A 24,462-nucleotide genomic window follows, 5' to 3' on the forward strand; every position below is an offset into this window, starting at 1 on the left:
GCGAAGAACTCTTCACACGTGTGGGTTACGGAGGCGGGATGGCGGGATCAGCCGGCCGTCGCGTACGAGACGAAGCCCGCCCAGGCACCGGGCACGAACGCCAGCTGCGGGCCGTCGAGGCACTTGGAGTCGCGGACGTGGACGGTGGCGGGGGTGGTGGCGACCTCGATGCAGGAGTCGCCCTCGCTGCCGCTGCTATAGCTGCTCTTGAACCAGACCAGTTCGGAGGCGTCCCCGACCGAGGTGTTGCGGATCATGTCTCTCCCAGCAGTTGCTCGATGAGGGCCGACGACTCACGGGGGGTGAGAGCCTGAGCCCGGATGATGCCATAGCGCAACTCCAGGATATGGAGCTGTTTCCGCTCGGTCACTGGCCGACCGTTGGCCACCACCGGCGAGCGCCCGACCACCGATCCGTCATCGAACTTCAACACCTCGATTCCGCCGTCCACTCCGGCGTGCTCCTCGCGGTCCAGCGGCATCACCTGAAGCTCGACGTTCCGCAACTGCCCCACCTCCAGCAGGCGCTCCAGTTGAGGACGCCGCAGACTCCGTCCGCCCAGCGGGCGGCGAAGTGTCCACTCCTCCAGAACGAAGCTGATCTCCGGGGCCGGGTCCCGCTGGAAGATGCTCTGCCGTGCCATCCGACCGGCCGCCATCCGCTCGACCTCGTCCTGCGTGTACGCCGGCCTCCTCATCATCAGCAGCCCACGCGCGTACTCCGGCGTCTGCAAGAGGCCGTGGATGTTCAGCGGGTCATAGAGCTGAATCTCGACCGCCTTGCCCTCCATCTTCGCCAACGCCCGCACCTTCTTCGGGTACCGGACCTTCGCCACGTCCTCCTTCATCGCCGAGAGCAGGCCGCCCGCCCCCAGTACCTCGTCCGCCTTGTCCAGGAACTCCGGACGGGGGATCCGCTTGCCGCTCTCGATCTTGTAAATGAGGTCCTCGCCGTAGCCGGTGGCCGTTCCCAGCTCGGCGGCCCGCATCCCCACCGACTCCCTCCGCAGCCTCAACTGCCGCCCTACGGTGGCGACCACGGCCACGCCCCAGTCGTCGTCCGGGTCGACCTCCCACCCCGGCTCGTCCGCCTCGGTCTTGAGCCGTTGTGCCGCACCATCCACCGACATACCGCACCCTTCCCTCGCCCCTTCGTGGCGCGACGCCCCTACCCGTGAAGAGGGTCCGGACAGCCCGGACAGCAGTGGACAAGCTCCGGACAGTGGCTCTACGCATCGACGTCGTCGCTGTTCACGGTAGCCAGGAGCGGCCACGCTCGGTGACGTGAATCAGCAGAACGTGACGCAAGTCCACACGCCCGCACGCCACTTCAGCGTGCTCCTGTCCCCCACGCCCCGAGGGGCACGTCTCGCCCGGCTGCTCGCCGTCGCGTGGATGCGGGACCACGACGTCCCGTACGGGCTGACGGAGTCGGCGACCCAGGTCGTCGCCGAACTGGCCGCGAACGCGGCGACGCACGGCCGGGTCGGCGGCCGGAGCTTCCGGCTGGCCCTGCTGTCACGGCCGGACACGCTACGGATCGAGGTGACGGACACGCGGGGCGAGGATCTCCCGCGCGCCCGACCACACCGCCCCGAGAGCGACTCGGGACGAGGACTGCTCCTGGTCGAGGCACTGGCCGACCGGTGGGGCGTCGCGCTCGGCCCCGTACCCCGGAAGACCGTATGGGCGGAACTCGACCTGCCACGCCCATGACCGCGTCTGACCTGCACAAAGGGCCTGGTCACCGGATCCCGTGATCTCGGTCGCCGGTCGGGTGGACGGCCTCCCAAAGAAACGACCACCGGGGGAAAGAAACCGAACCAAACCCCACCCCTCCTCCCCGTTCGGACCGGTCTCACTCGCGCGGGTGAATATGCCAACTCAGCTGGCTTTGGGGTGGGTTGCCTGATCTACGCTCTGCCCAACAGACCCGGACGCAGACATGCGTCGGCCCTCGCCGGGACGGCAATCCCAATGCGAGGGCCTGACCACCAAGGAAGAGAACAGCTTCCCGATGGATAAAGAAAACCGTAGCGCCCAGGCGCCCGCCCTGTCTGGTGACGGGGCCAAGAACCACCCTTCCCGGGGTACTTCCTGCGGAGTGGTGCACGAGAACACGCATCACTCCACTCACTTCACGGTGGTCGGCAACCACCTCGCGCAGCACGCGGACCTCTCGCTGACGGCGATCGGACTGGCGACGCACATCCAGTCGCTGCCGGCCGGATCGCCCGTGGACATCAGGTCGTTGGCCCGGCGCTTCCCGGAAGGCACCACGCGGATCGCCGCCGCCCTGCGCGAGCTGGAGGCCCACGGCTACCTGCGCCGCACCAAGGAACGCACGGCGGCCGGGCGGGTCGTGACCCGCACGGTCTCCTGCAACCGGCCCGGCCGCACGGGCGGCGGCCCCCGCCGCACGAGCGCCCCGTCGGCCCGTCCCACCAAGGGGGACGGCCCCCCTCCGAGGCCCGAGGCGGAACCTCCGCCACGACGGCGCGAGCAGCGCGAACCCCGCAGGCGGGCCGCCCTGCCGGCCGTACCGGAGCCCGTGTACCCGACGCCGGATCTCGTCCAGACGGCGATCGGCGTCCTCTCCGGCCTCCGCCGCACCGATCCGCGGCTGCTGATCTCCGCGACGGACGCCGAGCACCTCGCCCCGGGCGTCGCCGCCTGGCTCGAACGCGACCTCACCCCCGAGGACGTACACCGCGCGCTGACCACCGCCCTGCCACCGGAGCCCCTTCACCGCCCGGCAGCCCTGCTGGCCCACCGCCTGACGGCCCAGCTCCCACCCCTGCCACCGTTCCACGCGGAGAGACCGTCGGCGAGACACCCACTCCAGAACTGCGACACCTGCGACCGCGCCTACCGGGGCCCGGAACCGGGCACCTGCGGATCGTGCTCCGACCCGGCGGAATCAGAACCGCGTTCACTGCTTCTCTGAGCAGGCGGATGGCTCCCCAGAAGGCGGGGGCCCGAGCCCTGCCAATCCCCGGGACGCCCAACTGGTCTCGTGGAACACTCGGTTGAGACGTACCGAATCAAGGAGTCCACGGCATGACGAGCGGTGTCCCCGACGAGCCGGACGCGACAGCGTCCATCCCCGGCCAGCGCGTCCTCGACCGCCTGGACAAGGCGATCGGCGTCCAGAGCCCGCTCGTGCGCAAGAACATCGCCCGGGCGCGCCAGCGGAATCCGGAGGCGACGCCGGCGGAGGTCATCCGCAGTCTGGAACGGATGTATGTCAGCGCCCTGACGGGTACCGGCGCCGCCGTCGGGGGAGCCGCGGCCGCACCCGGGGTGGGCACGGGAGTCGCCTTGGCCCTGTCGGCGGGCGAAGCTCTTTCGTCTCTCGAGCTGAGCGCCCTCTTCGCGCTCTCGCTCGCGGAGGTCCACGGAGTGCCTGTCGACGAGCTCGAACGTCGCCGAACGATCGTGATGGGCATCATGCTGGGTGGCGGCGGCTCCGCGACCATCGGCAAGGTCGCCGAGCGCACGGGGCAGCACTGGGGTCGTCAGGTCGTCGCCAAGGTACCCGTCGAGACATTGCGCCAGATCAACAAGATCCTCGGCAAGAACTTCGTCACGAAGTACGGGACCAAGCAGGGAATCATCGTCCTCGGCCGAGTGGCGCCGTTCGGCATCGGCGCCGTGATCGGCGGTGGCGCCAACGCCGCCCTTGCGGCTCTGGCCGTGCGAGCCGGCCGTCGGGCGTTCGGCCCTCCCCCGACGACGTGGGAAGAGACGCCGACGTGGGCCGAGGACGAGGACGACGACTGATCCCGGGTGAACGGAAGGGGCCCGGAATCCACGAGGATTCCGGGCCCCTTCGGCCGCTCAAGGCGAGTGACTACCGCGCCGCGTCCGGGTGGACCGCGTCCGTGATGTCGACCGTCTTCTTCTCGACCGGCTTGCGGAGCTGGATGTTCAGCTCGCGCAGGCGGGACTCGTCCAGCTCCGTCGGGGCTCCCATCAGGAGGTCCTGGCCGTTGCCGTTGAGCGGGAAGGCGATGATCTCTCGGATGTTGGGCTCGTCCGCGAGGAGCATCACGATGCGGTCGACGCCCGGGGCGATGCCGCCGTGCGGCGGGGCGCCGTACTCGAAGGCGCGGAGCATGCCCGCGAACTCGTGCTCGACCGTCTCGCGCGAGTAGCCCGCGATCTCGAAGGCCTTGAACATGATCTCGGGCTCGTGGTTCCGGATCGCGCCGGAGGAGAGCTCGATGCCGTTGCAGACGATGTCGTACTGCCAGCCGAGGACGTCCAGCGGGTCCTGGGTCTCCAGGGCCTCCAGGCCGCCCTGCGGCATCGAGAAGGGGTTGTGCGAGAAGTCGATCTTGCCGGTCTCCTCGTCCTTCTCGTACATCGGGAAGTCCACGATCCACGCGAAGCGGAAGACGTTCTCCTCGAACTGGCCGGCGCGCTTGGCGGCCTCGACCCGGACCGGGCCCATGATCTTGGAGACCTCGTCGAACTCGCCCGCGCCGAAGAAGATCGCGTGGCCGGGCTCCAGGCCGAGGCGCTCGGTGAGGACCTTGACGTTCTCCTCGGTGAGGAACTTGGCGATCGGGCCGGTGAGGGCGTGGCCCTCGCCGACGCGGACCCAGGCCAGGCCCTTCGCGCCGAGGGAGACGGCGAAGTCGCCGAGCTGGTCGAAGAACTTGCGCGGCTGGTCGCCCGTGTTCGGGACGGCCAGGGCGCGGACGTGCTTGCCGGCGAAGGCCTTGAACTCCGAGGCCTCGAAGACGTCGGAGATGTCGACGAGTTCGAGGGAGGTGCGCAGGTCCGGCTTGTCGTTGCCGTACTTCAGCATCGACTCGCGGAACGGGATCCGCGGGAAGGGGGAGGTGACGTGGCGGCCGCCGCCGAACTCCTCGAAGAGCTCCGTCATGAGCTTCTCGATCGGCTGGAAGACGTCCTCCTGCTCGACGAAGCTCATCTCGACGTCGAGCTGGTAGAACTCGCCCGGCGAGCGGTCCGCGCGCGCGTCCTCGTCGCGGAAGCAGGGCGCGATCTGGAAGTAGCGGTCGAAGCCGGAGATCATCAGCAGCTGCTTGAACTGCTGCGGCGCCTGCGGCAGCGCGTAGAACTTGCCCGGGTTCAGACGGGACGGGACGACGAAGTCGCGGGCGCCCTCGGGGGAGGTCGCGGCGAGGATCGGGGTCGCCATCTCGTTGAAGCCGAGGGCCACCATCTTGGAGCGGATGGAGGCGATGACGGCGGAGCGCAACATGATGTTGCGGTGCATGCGCTCGCGGCGCAGGTCGAGGAAGCGGTACTCCAGGCGCCGCTCCTCGTTGACGCCGTCGTCGGCGTTGATGGTGAAGGGGATCTGCTTCGCGGCACCCAGGACCTCGACCGTGGCGGCCTCGATCTCGATCTCGCCGGTGGCGAGCTCCGGGTTGACGTTGTCCGCGCCGCGGGAGACGACCTTGCCGTCCACGCGGACGACGGTCTCCTTCGTCAGCTTGTCGAGGACCTCGGCGGCGGCGGTGCCGGGCCGGGCGACGAGCTGCGTGATGCCGTAGTGGTCGCGCAGATCGATGAAGAGGATGCCGCCCAGGTCGCGCCGATTGTGCAGCCAGCCGCTCAGCCGGACGTCGGTGCCGACGTCAGAGGCGCGGAGCTCGCCGCAGGTGTGGGACCTGTACCGATGCATCGTCGTTCATCCAGTCTTCGGGATCTGTGGTCGTGGGGCGCCGCCCTGTGGCCCCTGTCACAGATGTCACAGGACACGCGGGCAGACCCACCCAGAGTACCGGCCGGGCCAAGATCGGTTTTCGAATACGCTCAGTGGCGATCTGCTGTCCGATATTCATAAAGTGGGGCAATGCGCACCGAGGACGTCCTGGCCGCGATCGCGACCGGCCTGTGGCGCTGGGACAACGCGTCCGGGACCGTCTCGCTCGACGCCGAGGCCGCCCGGCTGCTCGGGCTGCCCGCGGAACCCGTCCGGCTCACCGAGGCGGCCGTGCGCTCGCGCTTCCACCCGGTCGACTGGAACGAGATCGACGGGGTCGTGAACCTCGCCGTCGCCGAGGGGACGCTCGCCGAGGCCCGGCTGCGGATCATGGACGGGAACGGCCGGGTGATCCGTACCGTACGGAGCAGGTCGAAGCCGCTCATCGAGGGCAACGACTACCAGCTGGTCGGCACCCTGCAGGAGGTCGCCGAGCAGCTGCCGGGGACCGCCGCGCGCACCCCGATCACGGGTGACTGGCGCAGGTCCCGCGAGGCGTTCCTCCTGGACGCCGGGCGGGCGCTCGCGGAGGCCCGGTCGACGGCCGAGGTGCTGCGGGTGGCCGCCTCCCTCTCGATGCCCGGGTTCTCGCCGGACGGGCTCGCGGTCTTCGGGGTGGCGGGCGACCGGCTGACGGTCATCGGCCACCACGGGCACGGCGAGGGCGACGAGGGCCCGTTCTCGTCGATGTCGCTCGACACGGACTACCCGGCGGCGGAGGCCGCGCGGACCGGCCGGGCGATCTATCTGCCGACCCCCGACGAGTACCTGCGCCGCTTCCCCGTGACCTGGCCGCTGGCGCAGCGCTTCGGCCGCCGTTCCTGGGCCTTCGTGCCGCTGGTCGTCGCCGGCCGCACGATGGGGGCCTGGATGGCGGCCTTCAAGCACCCGGTGGCCTTCACCCCCGACGAGCGGTCGGTGCTGACGACGGTCGCCCGGATGCTCGCCCAGGCCCTCGCACGCGCGGGCGTGGCCGAGTCCGAGCGCGAGCTGTCGCTCGGACTGCAGCGGACGATGATGCCGGTCCTCGGGCCCGGCATCCCCGGCATCCAGGTGGCCGCCCGGTACGTGCCGACCGGCGGCGGGCTCCAGGTCGGCGGCGACTGGTACGACATGATCCGGCTGCCCGGCGGCACCTCCCGCACCGGCGGTCGCGGCTCGGGGCGCATCGCCCTGGTGATCGGCGACGTCCAGGGCCACGACGTGCGGGCGGCGGGCCTGATGGGGCAGCTGCGGATCGCCCTGCGCGCGTACGCCTCCGAGGGCCACCGGCCGGACGCCGTCCTCTCCCGCGCCTCGCGCTTCCTGTACGGGATCACCGACGGCGACGACGGGGAGGGCGAGGCCGGTCCGCGCTTCGCCACCTGCCTCTACCTGGAGGTCGACCTGGAGAGCGGGACCGTCGACATCGCGCGGGCCGGGCATCCCGACCCGGCGGTGCGGATGAACGACGGAACGGTTCTCCTCAGACCCACCGCGGGCGGCCTGCCCCTCGGCATCGACCCCGACACCGACTACCCCACCACCCGGCTCACCCTGGAACCCGGCGAGACCCTGATGATCTGCACCGACGGCCTCCTGGAGACCGGCGGGCACGACCTCGACACCGGCTGGGAGCGGGTCCGCGCGCTCCTGGAGTCCCACGACGGCGAGGACCTGGAGGCGCTCGCCGACACCCTCGTGGAGGCCGTCCACGGCCCCGGCTCCCACTACACGACGGGGCCGCTCGCCGACCGCCGCGAGGACGACATCGCCGTGCTGCTGCTCTCCCGCCGGCCCGTCGGCACGCTCCCCGAGGCCCCGCGCCGCACCCTGATGACGATCGCGCAGGCCGAGCCGGAGCGGATCGCCGCGGCGCGCGAACAGGTACGGCAGCTGCTGCACGACTGGCGGGACGAGGACCAGCTGGACTCGGCGGTCCTCATGGTCTCCGAGATGGTCACCAACGTCCTCGTGCACACGGACGGGGACGCGCTCCTCGTCGCCGAGGTCGCCTGCGGGGAGAAGGCCCGGCGGCTGCGCGTCGAGGTCTCCGACGGAAGCGACGAACTGCCGCACAAGCGCCACCCGGGCGAGATGGCGTCGAGCGGGCGCGGCCTGGTCCTGATGGAGATGCTCGCGGACGCGTGGGGCGTCGACCCGCGCGGCGAGGGCAAGGCGATCTGGTTCGAGCTGAACGAACCGGAATCGGAACAGGGCTGCTGCGGCTGACCCGTGTGCGGCACGGGCGCGCTCGCGTACCGCCTCCGGTGTGCTGCGCTCGGCACGGGCCGCGCCGTGCTCGTGCGCCGCTCCCCTGTGCGGCGCAGACTGGTGTCGTACGGCCGTCCGGGGGAAACCGCTCGGCCGGGGGACCTTCGCCGGGGGGACCACGGAGCGCGCCATGGACACCCACAAGGTCGGCAGCGACACCACCGTGCTGGCCGACAGCCTCGAAGTCCCGGGCATCGGGCACCTGCCGATCAACGCCTATGTCGTCACCGCCACCGAGCCCGTCGTCGTCGACACCGGCGTCTCCCTCCCCGACCGTGACTTCGTCGCGGCGATCGGCGAGGTCGTCGACCCGGCCGACGTGCGCTGGATCTGGCTGACCCACCCCGACCGGGACCACACCGGCGGCCTCTTCGACCTCCTCGAAGCCGCCCCGGACGCACGGGTGGTCACGACGTTCCTCGGGGCCGGCGAGATGACCACCGAACGCCCGCTGCCCATGGACCGGGTGTACTTCCTCAATCCGGGGCAGTCCCTGGACGTCGGCGACCGCGCCCTGCACGCCTTCCGGCCGCCGCTCTTCGACAACCCCGCCACCGTCGGCCTCTACGACGACCGCACCCGTTTCTACTTCAGCTCCGACTGCTTCGGCGGGCCGATGCCGAGCGCGGAGGTCGCGGAGAGCGGGCACGCGAGCGACCTCAAGCCGGAGGACCTGCGGCAGGCGCAGCTGCTGTGGGCGACCATCGACAGCCCCTGGGCGCACCTCGTGGACCCGGAGAAGTACCGGGCGACGATCGAGCCGCTGCGGGAGATGGGCCCTGAGATCGTGCTGTGCACGCATCTGCCGCCGGCCGTGCGGATGCTGGACCGGATGATCGAGACGATCGCGATGGTCCCGGACTCCGACCCCTTCGTCGGCCCCGACCAGGCGGCCCTGGAGCAGCTCCTGGCCTCCTTCCAGCCAGGCGGCCCGGTGCCGGCCTAGCCGGCCCGGTGCCGACCCAGCCGACCCAGCCGGTGCGGACCCGGCCTGACCGGCCAGGTGCCGGCCCGGCCCGTGCGGGCCCGGACGGTGCCGGGCCCGCACCGCCACCGGTCAGGCGATGTCGGAGTAGGCGCTGCCCTCCCCGGGACCGTCGTAGAGCCGCGTGCTCACCCGCGTGAAGGGCGACTGCCAGTTGCCGGTGGCGCGGTAGAGGTAGGTGCCCTGGGGGCCGTAGCCGATCAGGTCCGGGCGGCCGTCGTTGTCCACGTCACCCGCGCCGACGAGCCGGCTGAACATGTTCCAGCCGCTGCCGACGCGGGTGCGCGGGGCGAAGGTGCCGTCGCCCTTGCCGAGGTACAGCCAGAGGACGCCGGCGGTGTCGCGGGCGACGAGGTCGCCTGCGGCGGCTCCCGCGATGTTGCCCACGGCGGTGATCTGGTTGTAGCCGCCCCAGCCGGAGCCGAGGCGCACCCGGGAGGCGTACGGCTTCGTCCAGTCGCCGGTGCCCTTGTAGAGCCACGCGACGCCGTCGGTGGCGGTGGCGACCAGGTCGGACCTGCCGTCGCCGGTGAGGTCGGAACCGCCCGTGATCTTGTCGTAGACGTTCCAGCCGCCGCCGACGCGCGCGCGAGGCGCGAAGGTGCCGTCGCCCTTGGCGAGGTAGGTCCACAGGTCGCCCTTGGCGTCGACCGCGACGAGGTCGCCGTGGGCGGCGCCGCCGATCTGCCCGACCGCCTCGATGTGCTTGTACGTCTGCCAGCCGCCGCCGACGGCCGACCGGCCGACCGAGGTGTACTGGCCGTCCACCGGCCCGTCGGACAGGTCGTCCCGCCACAGCGTGCCGGAGGAGTCCCGCGCGAGGAGGTCGGTCGATCCGTTGTCGTTGAAGTCGTGCGGGTTGGCCTGCCGGGTGACCTGGAACGTGCCGGAGGCGCGCGCGGCGCTGCCGATGCCGTGGGGGATGGCGACGAGCTGCCAGGTGTAGGCCCCGTTCGGAGCGGCGAGGCCGTCGATGGCGCCGTCCCACTCCATGACCGGGCGCGTGGAGCGGTCGACCGGACCGGGCAGGGTGATCTTCTTGCCGGTGGCCACGTGCGTCAGCGTCACCATGGCGAAGGCGGGGCGGGAGAGCGTCCACTCCCACCGCACCGGGGTCCCCGGCTGCTGGAGGTCGACCGCGGTGGGGACCTTCGTGTCCAGGACGGTGACGGCGAAGTCGCGGCCCGTGCTCGCGACCCGGGTCACCACGGGGACGCTGCCCTGGACGCCGTCGAACAGGCGGTAGAGACCGTCGGCGTCGTTCTTGACGCCCCGCACGTGCACGGCGCCGTCCGGGGCGTGGGCGACGCTGGAGAAGCGCTCCAGGAGTTCGTACGGCTGGGCGTCGGCCTTGAAGAGGTCCACGGCGTACAGCGGGGTGACCGAGTTCCCGGCCGCCTCGCCCGGGACGCCGTACAGCAGCACGTCACCGACGATGCCGACGATGACGGCCTTCTGGCTGAAGGTGTCGAGCTGGATCTCCTTGGGGAGCTTGCCGGCCCTGTCGACGATGATCCGGTTGCCCTCGGACCGGGCCTCGACCCGGGCGGAGTAGTCGAGGGTGAGGGCGCCCCCGGCGCCCGTCACGAGCTTTCCGGTGTCCCGCTCGTGCCGGAGGGACGTGCCGTGGACGAAGTCGACCAGGGCCAGCGAGTCCTGGTTACGGAACGTGGCTCCCGACGTGTACCGGGTGGTGACCAGGACGAGCGCGTCGTTGCCGGCGGACGCGACGACCTTGAAGCCCACGTGGTTGCCGTACCCGGAGAGCTGGATCTTCCTGGTGTGCTCGCCGTTCGGGGTGTACAGCCACAGGTCGTGGTAGCCCCCCGCCCGGGGGACCTGCACGAACAGGTCCCTGCCGACCACGCCGACCAGCTCGGCCCCGGCGGCGAACTCGGTGGCGAGGTCGACCGTGACGGGCGCGGCGGAGCCCGTCATGTCCCGGACGGTGATCGCGCCGCCGTTCTCGCCGGTGACGAGGAAGTCGGACCTGCTGTCGTGTCCGACGGTGGCGCCGCCGACCGGCTCCACCGAACCGTCCGCCTTCCGCCACTCCAGGACGGTCGCGCCGTCGGCGTCCTCGCGGGACGTCAGGTAGCCGGCGTCGCCGACGCTGACGATGTCGGTGTCGACCGGCAGCGTCGCCGTGTCGGCGGCCTCGGCGACGGCCGCGGGAACGACGGCGGCGGCCGGGACGGTGACGAGGACCCCCGTCACGGCCGTGACCGTGGACAGGGTGAGAAGCGCGGCGGCGAGCCGACGGCCGGAGGTGCGGTGCTTCACGCGTGCAGTGCCTTCCGAAGGTGGTGTCCTGAGGGAGCGGCGAGCGAGGCGTCCGCCCCTGCTTCGGTGCACGTGTCCCTGGGGACGCGGCGGTGAAGGCCGTGCGGGGGCCCGGTGTCGCGGTCTGCGACCGCGCGAGCTCTCCGGAGGCGGCGGGAACGGCACGTCTGCCCGCACGCACCGCCTGGTACGACTGCCGGGCCGTGCGAACGGTTGTACGGGGAATCGCGTCTTCCGCTGGTGGGCCGGTCCGGCCGCGGACACGTCAGTGCGGCGGAGGACTCCGCAGCGCCCCCGGAGGGTCGTCGGGGGCCTCGCGGGGAGCCCCGTACCGCGTCCGCAGTTCGCCGAGGATGCCCGTCGCCGCGGCGGTCAGCGGTACGGCGAGCAGCATGCCCAGGATGCCCGCGACGGAGGCTCCGGCCGTGATCGCCAGCATCACCGCGGCCGGGTGCATCTGGACGGTCCGGCTCTGCACCATCGGCTGCAGCAGGTAGCCCTCGATCATCTGGACGGCCAGGACGATGCCGAGCACCCACAGCGCGATGGCGAAGCCCCGGTCCGCGAGCGCGACGAGGACGGCGATCGCGCCGGAGAGGAAGGCGCCGAGGTAGGGGATGTACGCGGTGACGAAGACGAGCGCGGCGAGCCCCACCGCGCCGGGCACGTCGAGGACGACGAGGCCGAGTCCGATGAGGATCGCGTCGACGAGGGCGACGAAGGTCGTCCCGCGCATGAAGCCCTCGACGGCTTCGAAGGCGCGGCGCGCCATGGCCTCGACGAGGTCGCCGGTGGCGCGGGGGACGAGGGCGCGCAGGGCGCCGGCCGCGCGGTCCGAGTCCCGCAGGAAGAAGAAGATCAGGACCAGGGAGAGGGCGGCGGTGGCGAGCATCCCGCCGACGACGCTGAGGCCCGTGAGCACGCCCGACGCGGCTGTTCCGCCGAACTCCTTCAGGAGGCCCTCGGCGTTCTCGGCGAGGTCGTCGAGGGAGGTCCCGGCCGGGCCGAGGTGCTCGGCGATGTCGGCGGCGGCCTGCCGGAGCGAGGCGATGATCTGGTCGCCGGTCTCGATCAGCGCGGCGACGACGATGTACGTGGCTCCGCCGACGACGGCGAGGACGGCGACGACCGTGAGCGCGGCGGCGGACGACCTCCGGACCTTCATCCGGAGCAGGCGCCGGTAGAGGGGCCCGAGGAGCGCGGTGCCGAGGATCGCGAGCAGGACGGGGGTGACGACCGTCTCGAAGACCACGCACAGCCAGATGCCGACGGCGGCGACCCCGGCGGCCAGGAGCAGGACGACGCACCAGGCGGCGACCCGGCGGGCGGGTTCGGGAAGGAGCGGCGACGACGTCTGCACCCGACCACCGGACCACGCCCTCCGGCGTGTCGTCGCGCGCGGACGGACCGTACGGGTGACGGGGCGTCAGCGACGCGTCGTCTCCGGCTCACATCCGGCGTCCGGCGGACACCCACGCGCGCGTACGGGGCCGGGCGCGGCGCCCGACCCCGTACCGGGTCCTGCTGTCAGTCCTGCTGTTCCGGCTGCCAGTCCTGCCGTTCCTGCGTTCCTGCCTACTCGCCCATCCCGTGGACCGCCGGGATCGTGCCGAGGCGGCCCGCCTGGAAGTCCTCGAAGGCCTGGCGGAGTTCGGCCTGGGTGTTCATGACGAACGGGCCGTAGTGGGCCATCGGCTCACGGATCGGCTGCCCGCCGAGGAGCACGACCTCCAGGTCCGGGGTGTTCCCGTCCTGCTTCTCGTCGGCGCGGACGGTCAGCGAGCCGCCCTTGCCGAAGACGGCCGTCTGGCCGGTGTGCACCGGGCGACGCTCCGCGCCCACGCTGCCGCGGCCCGCCATGACGTACGCGAGGCCGTTGAAGTCCTCGCGCCACGGCAGGGTGATCTCGGCGCCCGGGCGCAGCGTCGCGTGGATCATCGTGATCGGGGTGTGGGTGATGCCCGGTCCGTCGTGGCCGTCGAGCTCGCCCGCGATGACGCGGAGCAGCGCGCCGCCGTCGGGGGAGGTGAGCAGCTGGACCTGGCCGCCGCGGATGTCCTGGTAGCGGGGGGCCATCATCTTGTCGCTGGCGGGCAGGTTCACCCACAGCTGGAGGCCGTGGAAGAGGCCGCCGCTGACGACGAGGGACTCCGGCGGCGCCTCGATGTGGAGGAGGCCGGAGCCGGCCGTCATCCACTGGGTGTCGCCGTTGGTGATGGTGCCGCCGCCGCCCTGGGAGTCCTGGTGGTCGAAGGTCCCGTCGATGATGTAGGTGACGGTCTCGAAGCCCCGGTGGGGGTGCCAGGGCGTGCCCTTGGGCTCTCCGGGCGCGTACTCCACCTCACCCATCTGGTCCATCATGATGAACGGGTCGAGGTACTGGTAGTTGATCCCCGCGAAGGCGCGGCGGACCGGGAAGCCCTCGCCCTCGAAGCCCGAGGGGGCCGTGGTCACGGCGAGCACCGGGCGGGGAGCGGCGTCGGCCTGGGCGGCCACGCGCGGCAGGGTGAGCGGGTTCTCGACAGTCACTGCGGGCATGACGGACCTCCTAGAGCGGCCTTCTCCGACCTTGTACGTCCACTTTAGTTGAACGCTGAACTTCTTGCCACCCACAACGCGGAACGCCCGGGAGTCATTCCTCCCGGGCGCTCTCCCCACGTCTAGGGGGTGTCTTGGGCCAAGCCTGCGTCAGCCGTACATCCTGCGCATCGCGAAGTCGACCATCTGCTCCACGGCCTTCGCGTCGAAGACCATCCGGTGGTCGCCCTCCATGTCCAGGACGAAGCCGTAGCCGGTCGGCAGCAGGTCGATCACCTCGGCGCCGGTGATCACGAAGTACTTCGACTCCTTGCCCGCGTACCGCCGCAGCTCCTTGAGCGAGGTGAACATCGGGATGACCGGCTGCTGGGTGTTGTGCAGGGCCAGGAAGCCGGGGTTGTCGCCGCGCGGGCAGTAGACCTTCGAGGTCGCGAAGATCTGCTGGAAGTCCTCGGGCGCGAGCGTGCCCGTCGTGAAGGCGCGGACCGCGTCGGCGAGGGAGGGCGGCGAGGGCTCCGGGTAGAGCGGGGGCTGCTGCCCGTACCCGCCCTGCATGCCGCCCTGCATTCCCCCCGGCATGCCGGCCTGCATCCCGCCCTGCTGCGGCGGGGCGTACTGCTGCTGGGCACCCGGATTCTGCTCGTAGCCGTACATGGGGCCAGCCTATCGACCCGAAGACGGTCGCAGCACGGGCCGTTGGGGAGTACGGCGACGGCGGCGGGCCCCCGCGCGGAAGGAGGGCGGGAGGAGGACGGGAGCGGAGTGCGGGGAGGAGCGCGGGGAAGGACCGCGAGGGAGGCCCGTGGCACATGCCCCGGGCCCTTTTTCTGCGGCCCGTGTCACAGATGGCCGGATAGGGGTTGCTCTTATTACCGGTGGGTAGCATCATCGTAGGGAAGCGTGGGCTACTCACCGGTAGTACGAGCAGGGCCACGCTCGCGTACCAGGACATCCTCCTCCCCGAGCCTTAACGGAGCCGTCGCCATGGGGCACTACAAGTCGAATCTCCGCGACATCGAGTTCAACCTCTTCGAGGTCCTCGGCCGCGACAAGGTGTACGGCTCCGGGCCGTTCGAGGAGATGGACGTCGAGACCGCGAAGAGCATCCTCGACGAGATCCGCCGCCTCGCCGAGAACGAGCTCGCGGAGTCCTTCACCGACGCCGACCGCAACCCGCCGGTCTTCGACCCGGAGACCAACACCGCCCCGGTGCCGGCCACCTTCAAGAAGTCGTACAACGCCTTCATGGAGTCCGAGTACTGGCGTCTGGGCATCCCCGAGGAGATCGGCGGCACCGTCTCCCCGCGCTCCCTGATCTGGGCGTACGCGGAGCTGCTGCTCGGCTCGAACCCGGCCATCTGGATGTACTCCTCCGGCCCGGCCTTCGCCGGCATCCTCTACAACGAGGGCAACGAGGCGCAGAAGAAGGTCGCGCAGATCGCCGTCGAGAAGCGCTGGGGCTCCACCATGGTGCTCACCGAGCCCGACGCGGGCTCGGACGTCGGCGCCGGCCGCACCAAGGCCACCCAGCAGGAGGACGGCTCCTGGCACATCGAGGGCGTGAAGCGCTTCATCACGTCCGGTGAGCACGACATGGAGGAGAACATCCTCCACTACGTCCTCGCCCGCCCCGAGGGTGCCGGCCCCGGCACCAAGGGCCTCTCCCTCTTCCTCGTCCCGAAGTTCGAGTTCGACTGGGAGACCGGCGAGCTGGGCGAGCGCAACGGCGTCTACGCCACCAACGTCGAGCACAAGATGGGCCTCAAGGCCTCCAACACGTGCGAGATGACCTTCGGCGACCAGCACCCCGCCAAGGGCTGGCTGATCGGCGACAAGCACGACGGCATCCGCCAGATGTTCCTCATCATCGAGTTCGCCCGCATGATGGTCGGCACGAAGGCGATCTCCACCCTCTCCACGGGCTACCTCAACGCCCTGGAGTACGCCAAGGAGCGCGTCCAGGGCACCGACCTGGCGAACTTCATGGACAAGGCCGCGCCCAAGGTCACCATCACCCACCACCCCGACGTCCGCCGCTCGCTCATGACGCAGAAGGCGTACGCCGAGGGCATGCGCTCCCTCGTCCTCTACACGGCCTCCGTGCAGGACGAGATCGCGATCAAGGAAGCGGCCGGCGAGGACGCCAAGGCGCTGCACGGCCTGAACGACCTGCTGCTCCCGATCGTCAAGGGCTACGGCTCCGAGAAGGGCTACGAGCAGCTCGCGCAGTCGCTCCAGACCTTCGGCGGCTCCGGCTTCCTGCAGGAGTACCCGATCGAGCAGTACATCCGGGACGCCAAGATCGACACCCTCTACGAGGGCACCACGGCCATCCAGGGCCAGGACTTCTTCTTCCGCAAGATCGTCCGCGACCAGGGCGCGTCCCTGAACGCGCTGTCCGAGGAGATCAAGAAGTTCCTCGCGGTCGGCACCGGGGGCGAGGAGCTGGCCGGCGCCCGCGACGCGCTGGCCAAGGCCGCCGTCGACCTGGAGAGCATCGTCGGCACGATGATCACCGACCTCACCGCCACCGGCGAGGACGTCAAGAACATCTACAAGGTCGGCCTCAACACCACCCGCCTGCTGCTGGCCTCCGGCGACGTCGTCGTCGGGTACCTGCTGCTGCGCGGCGCGGCCGTCGCCGCCGAAAAGCTGGCCGCGGGCGCGGCGGGCAAGGACGTCTCCTTCTACCAGGGCAAGATCGCGGCCGCGAAGTTCTTCGCCGCCAACGTCCTGCCGGGCGTGAGCGCCGAGCGCGCCCTCGCCGAGGCCGTCGACGGCTCGCTGATGGACCTGGACGAGGCCGCGTTCTAGGACGCGCCCCCGTTCACACAGGCACGGCCCGTCCCCGGGGAGGGGGGCGGGCCGTTCCCTTGCGCGCGGGCGGGCGCCCTACCCGGGCGCCCTACCCGGTGCCCTACCCGGGGCGGCCGCCGAACTGCCAGTCGTGCACCTCGACCGCGGCGTACCCGTCCGGGGTCGGCAGGACACCGCGGGCCGCCTCCCGGTCCGGCGCCCTGACCAGCGCCGCCGTACCCAGCCAGGTGGCGCCGTCGTCGGAGAGCAGCGGCCCGTAGGCGATCAGGTCCCCCCGGTCCTCCCAGTCGGCCGGCGCCTCCAGGTCGACGGCCTCCGCCGCCGCCGTGGGCGCGCCGAGGCCGATCACCAGGAAGCGGTCGCCGCCGGTCCGGCCGCCGGGGTAGTCCCACATGGTGCGCCCGAGGACGTTGCGCCACCGGCGCAGCATCACGTCCCGGTAGGCGCCGGCCTGGTGGTTGGGCTCATCGAAGGCGAAGGCGCGGGCGGCGTCCGCGTCGGGGAGGTCGAGGACGTGCACGCTGCCGGTGAGCGTCTCGCCGTCCTCGCCGAAGGTCGGCCCCCGGGCGATCATCTTCTCGGCGTACCGGTCCATGTAGGCCAGGTGGGCCTCGTTCAACGCCTGGCGCAACGGCAGGGAGCCGGTCCGGTCCCGGTGGTAGCAGAGGAATTCCATGTCCGAAGGATCTCCTCGCGCGAGGGCGCGGGGCGAGCGATTTGCGGGGCCCCGTATTCGTATACCGGGCCCTGCGTAAGGTGGAACCCATGAGCAGCGCAGCCTCCCGTCCCACCGCAGGCCCCTTCGACCGCGGCCACACCGACGACCTCATGGCCTTCCTGACGGCCTCGCCCTCGCCGTACCACGCGGTCGCGAGCGCCGCCGAGCGGCTCGAGAAGGCCGGGTTCCGCCGCGTCGAGGAGACCGCCGCGTGGGACGCGACGAGCGGCGGCAAGTACGTGGTCCGCGGCGGCGCGATCATCGCCTGGTACGTGCCGGAGGGCGCCTCCGCCCACACCCCGTACCGGATCGTCGGCGCCCACACCGACTCCCCCAACCTGCGCGTCAAGCCGCAGCCCGACATGGGCGCGCACGGCTGGCGGCAGGTCGCGGTCGAGATCTACGGCGGCACCCTGCTCAACACCTGGCTCGACCGCGACCTCGGCCTCGCCGGGCGGCTCACCCTCCGCGACGGCAGCCACCACCTGGTCAACGTGGACCGGCCGCTGCTGCGCGTCCCGCAGCTCGCGATCCACCTCGACCGCGGCGTCAACGACGGCCTCAAGCTGGAGCGCCAGCGCCACATGCAGCCCATCTGGGGCATCGGCGAGGTCCACGAGGGCGACCTGATCTCCTTCGTCGCCGCCGAGGCCGGCGTCGACGCCGAGGACGTGAGCGGCTGGGACCTGATGGTGCACGCCGTCGACGCCCCCGCGTACCTCGGCCGCGACCGCGAGCTGCTCGCCGGGCCGCGCATGGACAACCTGCTGTCCGTGCACGCCGCCGTCGCCGCGCTCGCCTCCCTCGCGGGCCGCGACGACCTCCCGTACATCCCGGTCCTCGCCGCCTTCGACCACGAGGAGAACGGCTCCGAGGCCGACACCGGCGCCCAGGGCCCGCTCCTCGGCAACGTCCTGGAGCGTTCGGTGTACGCGCGCGGCGGCGCCTACGAGGACCGCGCCCGGGCCTTCGCCGGCACCGTCTGCCTCTCCTCCGACACCGGCCACGCCGTCCACCCGAACTACGCGGAGCGCCACGACCCGACGCACCACCCGCGCGTCAACGGCGGCCCGATCCTGAAGGTGAACGTCAACCAGCGGTACGCCACCGACGGCAGCGGCCGCGCGGTCTTCGCCGCCGCCTGCGAGAAGGCGGGCGTGCCGTGGCAGTCGTTCGTCTCCAACAACGACATGCCCTGCGGCACGACGATCGGCCCGATCACCGCCGCCCGCCACGGCATCAAGACGGTCGACATCGGCGTGGCGATCCTCTCCATGCACAGCGCCCGCGAACTCTGCGGCGCCGACGACCCCTACCTCCTGGCCAACGCGCTGGTCGCCTTCCTGGAGGGCTGAGGTCCGGCGGCCCCGGGCCGCGGGACGGCCCGGGCCGCGAAACATCCGCGAAAGGTCCCGCTTGGCAGGGTCGCCCCATGCATCGTCATGAGGGGCCCTCCCGGGGCAGGTTCATCGCGGGTGTCGGGGGAGCCGCCGTGCTCGCCGCGGCGGTGGCGGGAGTGCTGGTCGGCACGTACAACGACCGGCCGCCGTGGGGGACCGACATCTCCTACGAGGGCGGCTTCGTCATGGCGTCCCGGATCCGCGGGTACGACGTGGACGGCACGCGGACGAAGGCGCTGCTCGCCGGGGAGTGCGTGCTCATGGAGCGGCAGGGCATGGGCGGCGACCGGGCCGTGCACGACCCGGCCGCCTGGGTGGACGGGTGCCTGGACGCCGCCGCCGGGCGGCCGTCCAGGAACCAGGGTCTCGTCCGCTGACTACGCGTCCATACCGGCGAGGATCAGCGGCAGCCGGGACACGCCCGCCTCCGTGATCTTCACCGGGACGCCCCAGTCCTGCTGGTGGACGTGGCAGGCCGGGTACTCGTTCGCCGGGTCGTCGTCGCAGGACGCGGCCATCGCCGAGACGTGCAGGACGCCCTCGGTGAGCTCCGGGTTGAGGTCGAGCTCGCGGAAGAGGTCCGTGCCCGTGCCCTCGCCCGCGAGGAGCAGCTCCGGCGGGGTCGAGGAGACCAGGAGGCGGGTCGAGGGGCCGTACCGCTCGTCCAGCTTCTGGCCGTTGGGCGCCTGGAAGACCACGTCGAGCCGGAGGCGGCCGGGGGCGACCTCGGTGGCCTCGCGCCGGGTGCGGTGGGCGACGGCCTCGACCTGGACGGCCTCCTCGGGGAGGCGCAGCCGGGTCAGCCGGTGCCGGGCGGACTCGACGACCACGATGTCGCCGTCGACGAGGACCGCGTCGCTGGGCTCGCGCAGGTCCGTGGCGAGCGTCGTCACCTCGCCGGACGCCGGGTCGTAGCGGCGCAGGGCGTGGTTGTACGTGTCGGAGACCGCGACCGAGCCGTCCGGGAGCGCGGTCACGCCCAGCGGGTGCTGGAGCAGGGCCTGCCCGGCGGCGCCGTCGCGGTGGCCGAAGTCGAAGAGGCCGGTGCCGACGGCGGTGTGGACCACGCCCTCCGTGTCGACCCAGCGCAGGGCGCTGGTCTCGGAGTCGGCGACCCACAGCCGGTCCTCGGTGGCGGCGAGCCCGGAGGGCTGCGCGAACCAGGCCTCGGCGACGGGCCCGTCGACGAGCCCCTCGTTGGTGGTGCCGGCCGCGACCTCGACGGTCTTCGTGGCGGGGTCGTACGTCCACAGCTGGTGGACGCCGGCCATGGCGATCCACACCTTGCCCTGCCACCAGGCGACGTCCCACGGCGAGGACAGGTCGACGTCCAGAGCGGGCCCGGAGGTGGGGGAGCCCTGCCACCACTGCTTCCCGGTGCCGGCGATCCGCTCGATCGCGCCGGTCGCCGGGTCGAGGACGCGCAGGGCGTGGTTCACGGTGTCCGCGACCACGACCGTGCCGTCGGGGAGCTGCGCGAGGCCCTGCGGCTCCCGGAAGACGCCCTCGCCGATCCGGCGTACGACGGTCTCGCCGTCGGCGGCCAGCTCGACGAGCTGGTGCCGGGTGGTGTCGGAGACCAGGAAGTTCCCGGAGGGCAGCAGGATCGCCTTGCCGGGGAAGCGCAGATCGGTGGCGACGGGCTCGGGGGCCACGTACGGCCCGTCGCCGCGCCGCAGGGTCCCCTTGGCCTCGTGCTCGGCCTCCAGCTCCTCGACGAGGGTCCGGATCGCGTTGGCGTGTCCCTCACCGGCGTGCTGGGCGACGACATAGCCCTCGGGGTCGATCACGACGAGCGTCGGCCACGCGCGGACGGCGTACTGCTTCCAGGTCGCGAGCTCCGGGTCGTCGAGGACGGGGTGGTGCACCTCGTAGCGCTCGACGGCGTCGCCGACGGCCTGGTGCTCGGCCTCGTGCACGAACTTCGGCGAGTGCACGCCGACGATGACGAGCGTGTCGCGGTGCTTCTCCTCCAGGTCGCGCAGCTCGTCGAGCACATGCAGGCAGTTCACACAGCAGAACGTCCAGAAGTCGAGCAGAACGATCTTTCCCCGGAGGTCGGCGAGGGTCAGATCGTCCCCGCCCGTGTTCAGCCAGCCACCCTTGCCGATCAGCTCGGGGGCGCGGACACGGGCACGGCGGGACGCGGGCGCGGGAGTGGGCGCCGAAGCGGCATCGTTCATGGTTCAAGCTTGCCATCCGGGTGAGAGACCCCGGCCGCGCGGGCAGGCATAGCGCCGTGAAATATCTCGTGCGGGACAAGATCTTCGCGATCGGCGACGACTACTGGATCGAGGACGAGCAGGGCCGGCACGCCTTCCTCGTCGACGGCAAGGCGCTGCGCCTGCGCGACACCCTGGAGCTGAAGGACCCCGACGGCCACGTCCTGATCACCCTGCGGCAGAAGATGTTCAGCCTGCGGGACGCCATGACGATCGAGCGGGACGAGCGGCCGCTCGCGACCGTCCGCCGCAAACGGCTCTCGCTGCTGCGCAACCACTACCGGGTGACGCTGGTCGAGGGCACGGAGCTCGACGTCAGCGGCCGGATCCTGGACCGGGAGTTCACCGTCGAGTACGAGGGTGAACTGCTGGCCCACATCTCCCGGCAGTGGTTCCACGTCCGCGAGACGTACGCGGTGAACGTGGTCCGCGAGGACGCCGACGCCGCGCTGCTCGTCGCGGTCGCGGTCTGCGTGATCCGGATGGCCGAGCGGGAGCGGGAGGACTGACGCGGAGGACTGACGCGGAGGACTGACGCGGAGGACTGACGCGGAGGACTGACGCGGAGGCCGCCTAGGCGGCCTTCTCCAGCGCCAGATCCAGCGCCTGCTCCAGGTCCGCCCACAGGTCCTCGACGTGCTCGATGCCGATCGAGATCCTGACCGTGCCGGGGCCGATCCCCGCCGCGGCCAGGGCCGCCTCGTCGAGCTGGTGGTGGGAGGTGGAGGCCGGGTGCATCACCAGGGTCTTCACATCGCCGAGCGAGACGCTGAGGGAGGCGAGCCGGACCGCCTCGACGAAGGTGCGGCCCGCCTCCCGGCCGCCCGCCAGGTCCACCGAGACCACGCCGCCCCCGCCGGCGGGCAGCAGGCGCGCGGCGATCTCCCGGTCCGGGTGGTCGGCGAGGGCGGGGTGGCGTACGGCCGCCACCGCCGGGTGCGCGGCGAGCCGGGCCGCCAGGTCGGCGGCGCTCGCGCACTGGCGCTCCATGCGCAGGGAGAGGGTCTGCATGCCGCGCAGGGTGAGCCAGGCGGCGAACGGGTCGGTGGACGCGCCCTGTTCGACCGCGTGGTGGCGGATCCGCCCGTACAGCCCGGCGTCCTTGAAGACGGCGATCCCGCCGAGGACGTCGGCGTGCCCGGACAGGTACTTGGTCGCGGAGTGGATGACGATGTCGGCGCCGTGGTCGAGCGGCCGGAAGAGGAGCGGCGAGGCGAAGGTGTTGTCGACGGCGACCGGGACCCCCGCCCCGGCGGCGACGGCGGCGAGCGCGGGCACGTCGGAGACCCGGGTGGTCGGGTTGGCGATGGTCTCCAGGTAGAGCAGCCGGGTCTCGGGCCGCAGCGCCGCCCGGACCTCCTCCGGGTCGGTGCCGGAGACGTACGTGACGTCGACGCCCCAGCGGGTGGCGAGGTCGGTGAGCACCGCGTACGTGCCGCCGTAAAGGCAGGTCTGGGCGATGACGTGGCCGCCGCTGCCCAGCAGGCCGAGGAGGACGGCGTTCACCGCGCCCATGCCCGAGGCGAAGGAGACGCCGGCGGTGCCGCCTTCGAGGCGGGCGACGGCGTCCTCCAGGGTGCGGACGGTGGGGTTGCCGAGACGGCTGTAGAGGAAGGCGTCCGCGGAGGTGAAGGCGGTGGCGAGGGCGTCGGCCGACTCGAAGGCGAAGACATGGCCCTGGTGGAGCGGGACCCCGAGGGGCCTGCTGCCGGTGATCTCCACGTGCGGCGGGTGGACGGCGAGGGTCTCGGGGCGGGGAGACGGCGACGGCGAGGCCGTGGGGGAGGGCGCGGACGGGAGCGCGGGAGACGGCGCGGAGTCGGCGGGCGCGGGAGACGGGGAGTCGGTGCTCATGAACTCAGTCTGTGGACGGGGGGTTTGCCTTCCCAGGTCCAATCCCGGCAGATTGGTTCGGCCATGAAGCCAATCGGTCACTCCCCCCCACCCGCCGACCTCGTCTCGCGGCTGGGCCGCTGGTCCGCCGGCCGCGGGCCCCTCTACCTGCTGCTCGCGGCGCGGCTGCGCCGCCTGGTCGACGAGGGCGCGCTGCCCCCGGGCACCCTGCTGCCGCCCGACCGGCGGCTCGCGAAGGACCTGGCCGTCGGCCGTACGACGGTGGTCGCGGCCTACGACACCCTGCGCCAGGAGGGGCGGCTCGTCCGGCGGCAGGGCAGCGGGACCCGGGTCGCGCGCCCGGCGCTCGCGCCGGAGGCGCCCCGGGCGGGGGACGCGTCACAGGCGGGGGACGCGTCACGGGCGGGAGGCGCGCCCCGCGTGGCGGAGACGTCCAACCCGCTGTTCCTGCACCTCCTGGAGGCGCCGGACGACGTCATCCTGCTCAGCTGCGCCGCCCCCGCGGAGCCGCCGCCCGAGCTGGTGGACGCGTACCGCTCGCTCGTCCTGCCGGGCGGCGATCTCGGCTACCACCCGGCCGGTCTCGGCGTCCTGCGGGAGGCGGTGGCCGCGCGGTACGCGGAGCGGGGCGTGCCGACCGGGCCCGGCCAGATCCTCGTCACCACCGGTGCGCAGCAGGGGCTTTCGCTGCTCGCCCGGCTGCTGCTCGCGCCGGGGGACGGGGTGCTGGTGGAGGCGCCGACGTATCCGGGGGCGCTCGACCTGTTCCGGGAGGCCGCCGCCGTGCCGCTGCCGGTGGCGGTCGGGCCGGACGGGGTCGACGTGGCGGAGGCGGTACGGGTGATGGAACGCCACCGTCCCGCCCTGGCCTACGTGGTGGCCCGCTTCCAGAACCCCACCGGCACGGTGCTCCCGCCGCTCGCCGGACGCCGGCTCGTGGCGGCGGCGAACGCGCTGGGGGTGCCGCTCGTGGACGACGAGGTGCTCGACGACCTGGCGTTCGGCACCGCGCGGGAACCACGGCCCCTCTCCGCGTACGGCGAGGTGATCGCGGTCGGTTCGCTCAGCAAGGTCGTGTGGGGCGGGCTGCGGATCGGCTGGGTGCGCGGCCCGGCGCCGCTGATCGCCCGTCTCGCCCGGCTGAAGGCCCTGCACGACCTGGGCTGCGACGTGCCGTCCCAGCTGGTCGCGGCGCGGCTCCTCGCCGATTTCGCGCCCGTACGGGCCGCCCGGCTGCACGCCCTGCGCGCGGGTCACGCCCATCTGCGGGCCGAGCTCGCCCGACTGCTGCCGTCCTGGTCCTGCGCCCCGGCGACCGGTGGCCAGACCCTCTGGGTGCGGCTCCCGCACGGCGACGGCGTCTCCTTCGCCCAGGTCGCCCTCCGGCACGGGGTGGCCGTCCTGCCGGGCGCGACGACCGACGCCCTCGGCGGCAGCGTCCGGCAGCTGCGGCTGCACTTCCTGCTGCCGCGGGAGGTGCTCACGGAGGCGGTGCGGAGACTGGCGGCGGCCTGGGCGGAGTACGGGCCCGCCCCGGCGGGAGCGCCGGGCGCGGACCCGGGGTCCGGAAGGGTCGGGGAGACGGGCGCGGAGACGGGCGTGCGACCGGGTGCGTCGCTTCAGGGCATCACGCTCTGACCAGGGGGGAGG

General features: G+C 72.1%; 20 protein-coding genes. 10 read left to right on the forward strand and 10 right to left on the reverse strand.

Annotated elements, in window-relative coordinates; translation table 11 throughout:
* Positions 1–47: 47 nt before the first annotated feature.
* Positions 48–257, reverse strand: a complete 210-nt coding sequence (locus AMK27_RS17810; protein WP_073908476.1) for a DUF397 domain-containing protein — start codon at positions 255–257, stop codon at positions 48–50.
* Entirely contained in the window at positions 254–1,129 is an 876-nt protein-coding gene (locus tag AMK27_RS17815; protein ID WP_073908479.1) for a helix-turn-helix domain-containing protein, read from the reverse strand. Before AMK27_RS17815 ends, AMK27_RS17810 begins: the two co-directional genes overlap by 4 nt.
* A gap of 154 nt (positions 1,130–1,283) precedes the next feature.
* Between AMK27_RS17815 and AMK27_RS17820 the strand changes: the two genes are divergently transcribed.
* The 3 genes from AMK27_RS17820 to AMK27_RS17830 all read left to right on the forward strand — a co-directional run bounded on the left by AMK27_RS17820 (position 1,284) and on the right by AMK27_RS17830 (position 3,782).
* Positions 1,284–1,715, forward strand: a complete 432-nt coding sequence (locus AMK27_RS17820) for an ATP-binding protein (protein WP_073908482.1) — start codon at positions 1,284–1,286, stop codon at positions 1,713–1,715.
* A gap of 301 nt (positions 1,716–2,016) precedes the next feature.
* Entirely contained in the window at positions 2,017–2,946 is a 930-nt protein-coding gene (locus AMK27_RS17825) for a helix-turn-helix domain-containing protein (protein WP_073908485.1), read from the forward strand.
* A 113-nt stretch (positions 2,947–3,059) separates the two neighbouring features.
* The gene (locus AMK27_RS17830) at positions 3,060–3,782 is read left to right on the forward strand and encodes a hypothetical protein (RefSeq protein WP_073908489.1); all 723 of its coding nucleotides are present in this window, start codon (positions 3,060–3,062) and stop codon (positions 3,780–3,782) included.
* A gap of 70 nt (positions 3,783–3,852) precedes the next feature.
* On the opposite strand, the gene aspS is transcribed toward AMK27_RS17830, so the two are convergent.
* Positions 3,853–5,661, reverse strand: a complete 1,809-nt coding sequence (gene aspS / locus AMK27_RS17835; RefSeq protein ID WP_073908493.1) for an aspartate--tRNA ligase — start codon at positions 5,659–5,661, stop codon at positions 3,853–3,855.
* Positions 5,662–5,832: 171 nt separating this feature from the next.
* Here aspS and AMK27_RS17840 point away from each other — a divergent pair, with 171 nt between their 5' ends.
* Positions 5,833–7,953, forward strand: coding sequence for a SpoIIE family protein phosphatase (locus tag AMK27_RS17840; RefSeq protein ID WP_073908496.1), 2,121 nt, complete (start codon positions 5,833–5,835; stop codon positions 7,951–7,953).
* Between the two features lie 172 nt (positions 7,954–8,125).
* Complete coding sequence (locus tag AMK27_RS17845; RefSeq protein WP_073908498.1) at positions 8,126–8,941, forward strand: MBL fold metallo-hydrolase; 816 nt, start codon at positions 8,126–8,128, stop codon at positions 8,939–8,941.
* 111 nt (positions 8,942–9,052) lie between these two features.
* On the opposite strand, the gene AMK27_RS17850 is transcribed toward AMK27_RS17845, so the two are convergent.
* The 4 genes from AMK27_RS17850 to AMK27_RS17865 all read right to left on the reverse strand — a co-directional run bounded on the left by AMK27_RS17850 (position 9,053) and on the right by AMK27_RS17865 (position 14,455).
* Positions 9,053–11,263 carry an FG-GAP repeat domain-containing protein gene (locus AMK27_RS17850; RefSeq protein WP_073908501.1) on the reverse strand — a complete coding sequence of 737 codons (2,211 nt, stop codon included), beginning with the start codon at positions 11,261–11,263 and terminating at the stop codon, positions 9,053–9,055.
* Positions 11,264–11,528: 265 nt separating this feature from the next.
* Positions 11,529–12,623 carry an AI-2E family transporter gene (locus AMK27_RS17855; RefSeq protein WP_073908504.1) on the reverse strand — a complete coding sequence of 365 codons (1,095 nt, stop codon included), beginning with the start codon at positions 12,621–12,623 and terminating at the stop codon, positions 11,529–11,531.
* A 215-nt stretch (positions 12,624–12,838) separates the two neighbouring features.
* Positions 12,839–13,801, reverse strand: a complete 963-nt coding sequence (locus tag AMK27_RS17860) for a pirin family protein (RefSeq protein ID WP_073908507.1) — start codon at positions 13,799–13,801, stop codon at positions 12,839–12,841.
* 150 nt (positions 13,802–13,951) lie between these two features.
* On the reverse strand, positions 13,952–14,455 hold the full coding sequence (locus AMK27_RS17865; RefSeq protein WP_073908510.1) for an SseB family protein: 504 nt from the start codon (positions 14,453–14,455) through the stop codon (positions 13,952–13,954).
* A 330-nt stretch (positions 14,456–14,785) separates the two neighbouring features.
* On the opposite strand from AMK27_RS17865, the gene AMK27_RS17870 reads away from it, so the two are divergent.
* Positions 14,786–16,615: an acyl-CoA dehydrogenase gene (locus AMK27_RS17870; protein WP_073908512.1), complete on the forward strand. Its 1,830-nt coding sequence runs from the start codon at positions 14,786–14,788 to the stop codon at positions 16,613–16,615.
* 103 nt (positions 16,616–16,718) lie between these two features.
* Here the strand turns inward: AMK27_RS17870 and AMK27_RS17875 are convergent, their stop codons facing one another.
* Positions 16,719–17,294 (reverse strand): YciI family protein, encoded by a 576-nt coding sequence (locus tag AMK27_RS17875; RefSeq protein ID WP_073908515.1) that lies wholly within the window; start codon positions 17,292–17,294, stop codon positions 16,719–16,721.
* A gap of 89 nt (positions 17,295–17,383) precedes the next feature.
* On the opposite strand from AMK27_RS17875, the gene AMK27_RS17880 reads away from it, so the two are divergent.
* Positions 17,384–18,691 (forward strand): M18 family aminopeptidase, encoded by a 1,308-nt coding sequence (locus tag AMK27_RS17880; protein ID WP_073908518.1) that lies wholly within the window; start codon positions 17,384–17,386, stop codon positions 18,689–18,691.
* A gap of 77 nt (positions 18,692–18,768) precedes the next feature.
* A complete protein-coding gene (locus AMK27_RS17885; protein ID WP_073908521.1) occupies positions 18,769–19,113 on the forward strand; it encodes a hypothetical protein in 345 nt (114 codons plus the stop codon).
* Here AMK27_RS17885 and AMK27_RS17890 read toward each other — a convergent pair whose 3' ends face one another.
* Positions 19,114–20,919 (reverse strand): NHL domain-containing thioredoxin family protein, encoded by a 1,806-nt coding sequence (locus AMK27_RS17890; protein ID WP_073908524.1) that lies wholly within the window; start codon positions 20,917–20,919, stop codon positions 19,114–19,116. It lies immediately after the preceding gene.
* A gap of 56 nt (positions 20,920–20,975) precedes the next feature.
* Between AMK27_RS17890 and AMK27_RS17895 the strand changes: the two genes are divergently transcribed.
* On the forward strand, positions 20,976–21,467 hold the full coding sequence (locus tag AMK27_RS17895) for an LURP-one-related/scramblase family protein (RefSeq protein WP_073908527.1): 492 nt from the start codon (positions 20,976–20,978) through the stop codon (positions 21,465–21,467).
* A gap of 64 nt (positions 21,468–21,531) precedes the next feature.
* Here the strand turns inward: AMK27_RS17895 and AMK27_RS17900 are convergent, their stop codons facing one another.
* Entirely contained in the window at positions 21,532–22,812 is a 1,281-nt protein-coding gene (locus AMK27_RS17900; protein WP_073908530.1) for a trans-sulfuration enzyme family protein, read from the reverse strand.
* A gap of 63 nt (positions 22,813–22,875) precedes the next feature.
* Between AMK27_RS17900 and AMK27_RS17905 the strand changes: the two genes are divergently transcribed.
* Complete coding sequence (locus tag AMK27_RS17905) at positions 22,876–24,450, forward strand: aminotransferase-like domain-containing protein (RefSeq protein ID WP_079188494.1); 1,575 nt, start codon at positions 22,876–22,878, stop codon at positions 24,448–24,450.
* Positions 24,451–24,462: the final 12 nt, after the last annotated feature.

The sequence above is a fragment of the Streptomyces sp. CB02009 genome, assembly GCF_001905825.1.
Classification (GTDB): Bacteria; Actinomycetota; Actinomycetes; order Streptomycetales; family Streptomycetaceae; genus Streptomyces.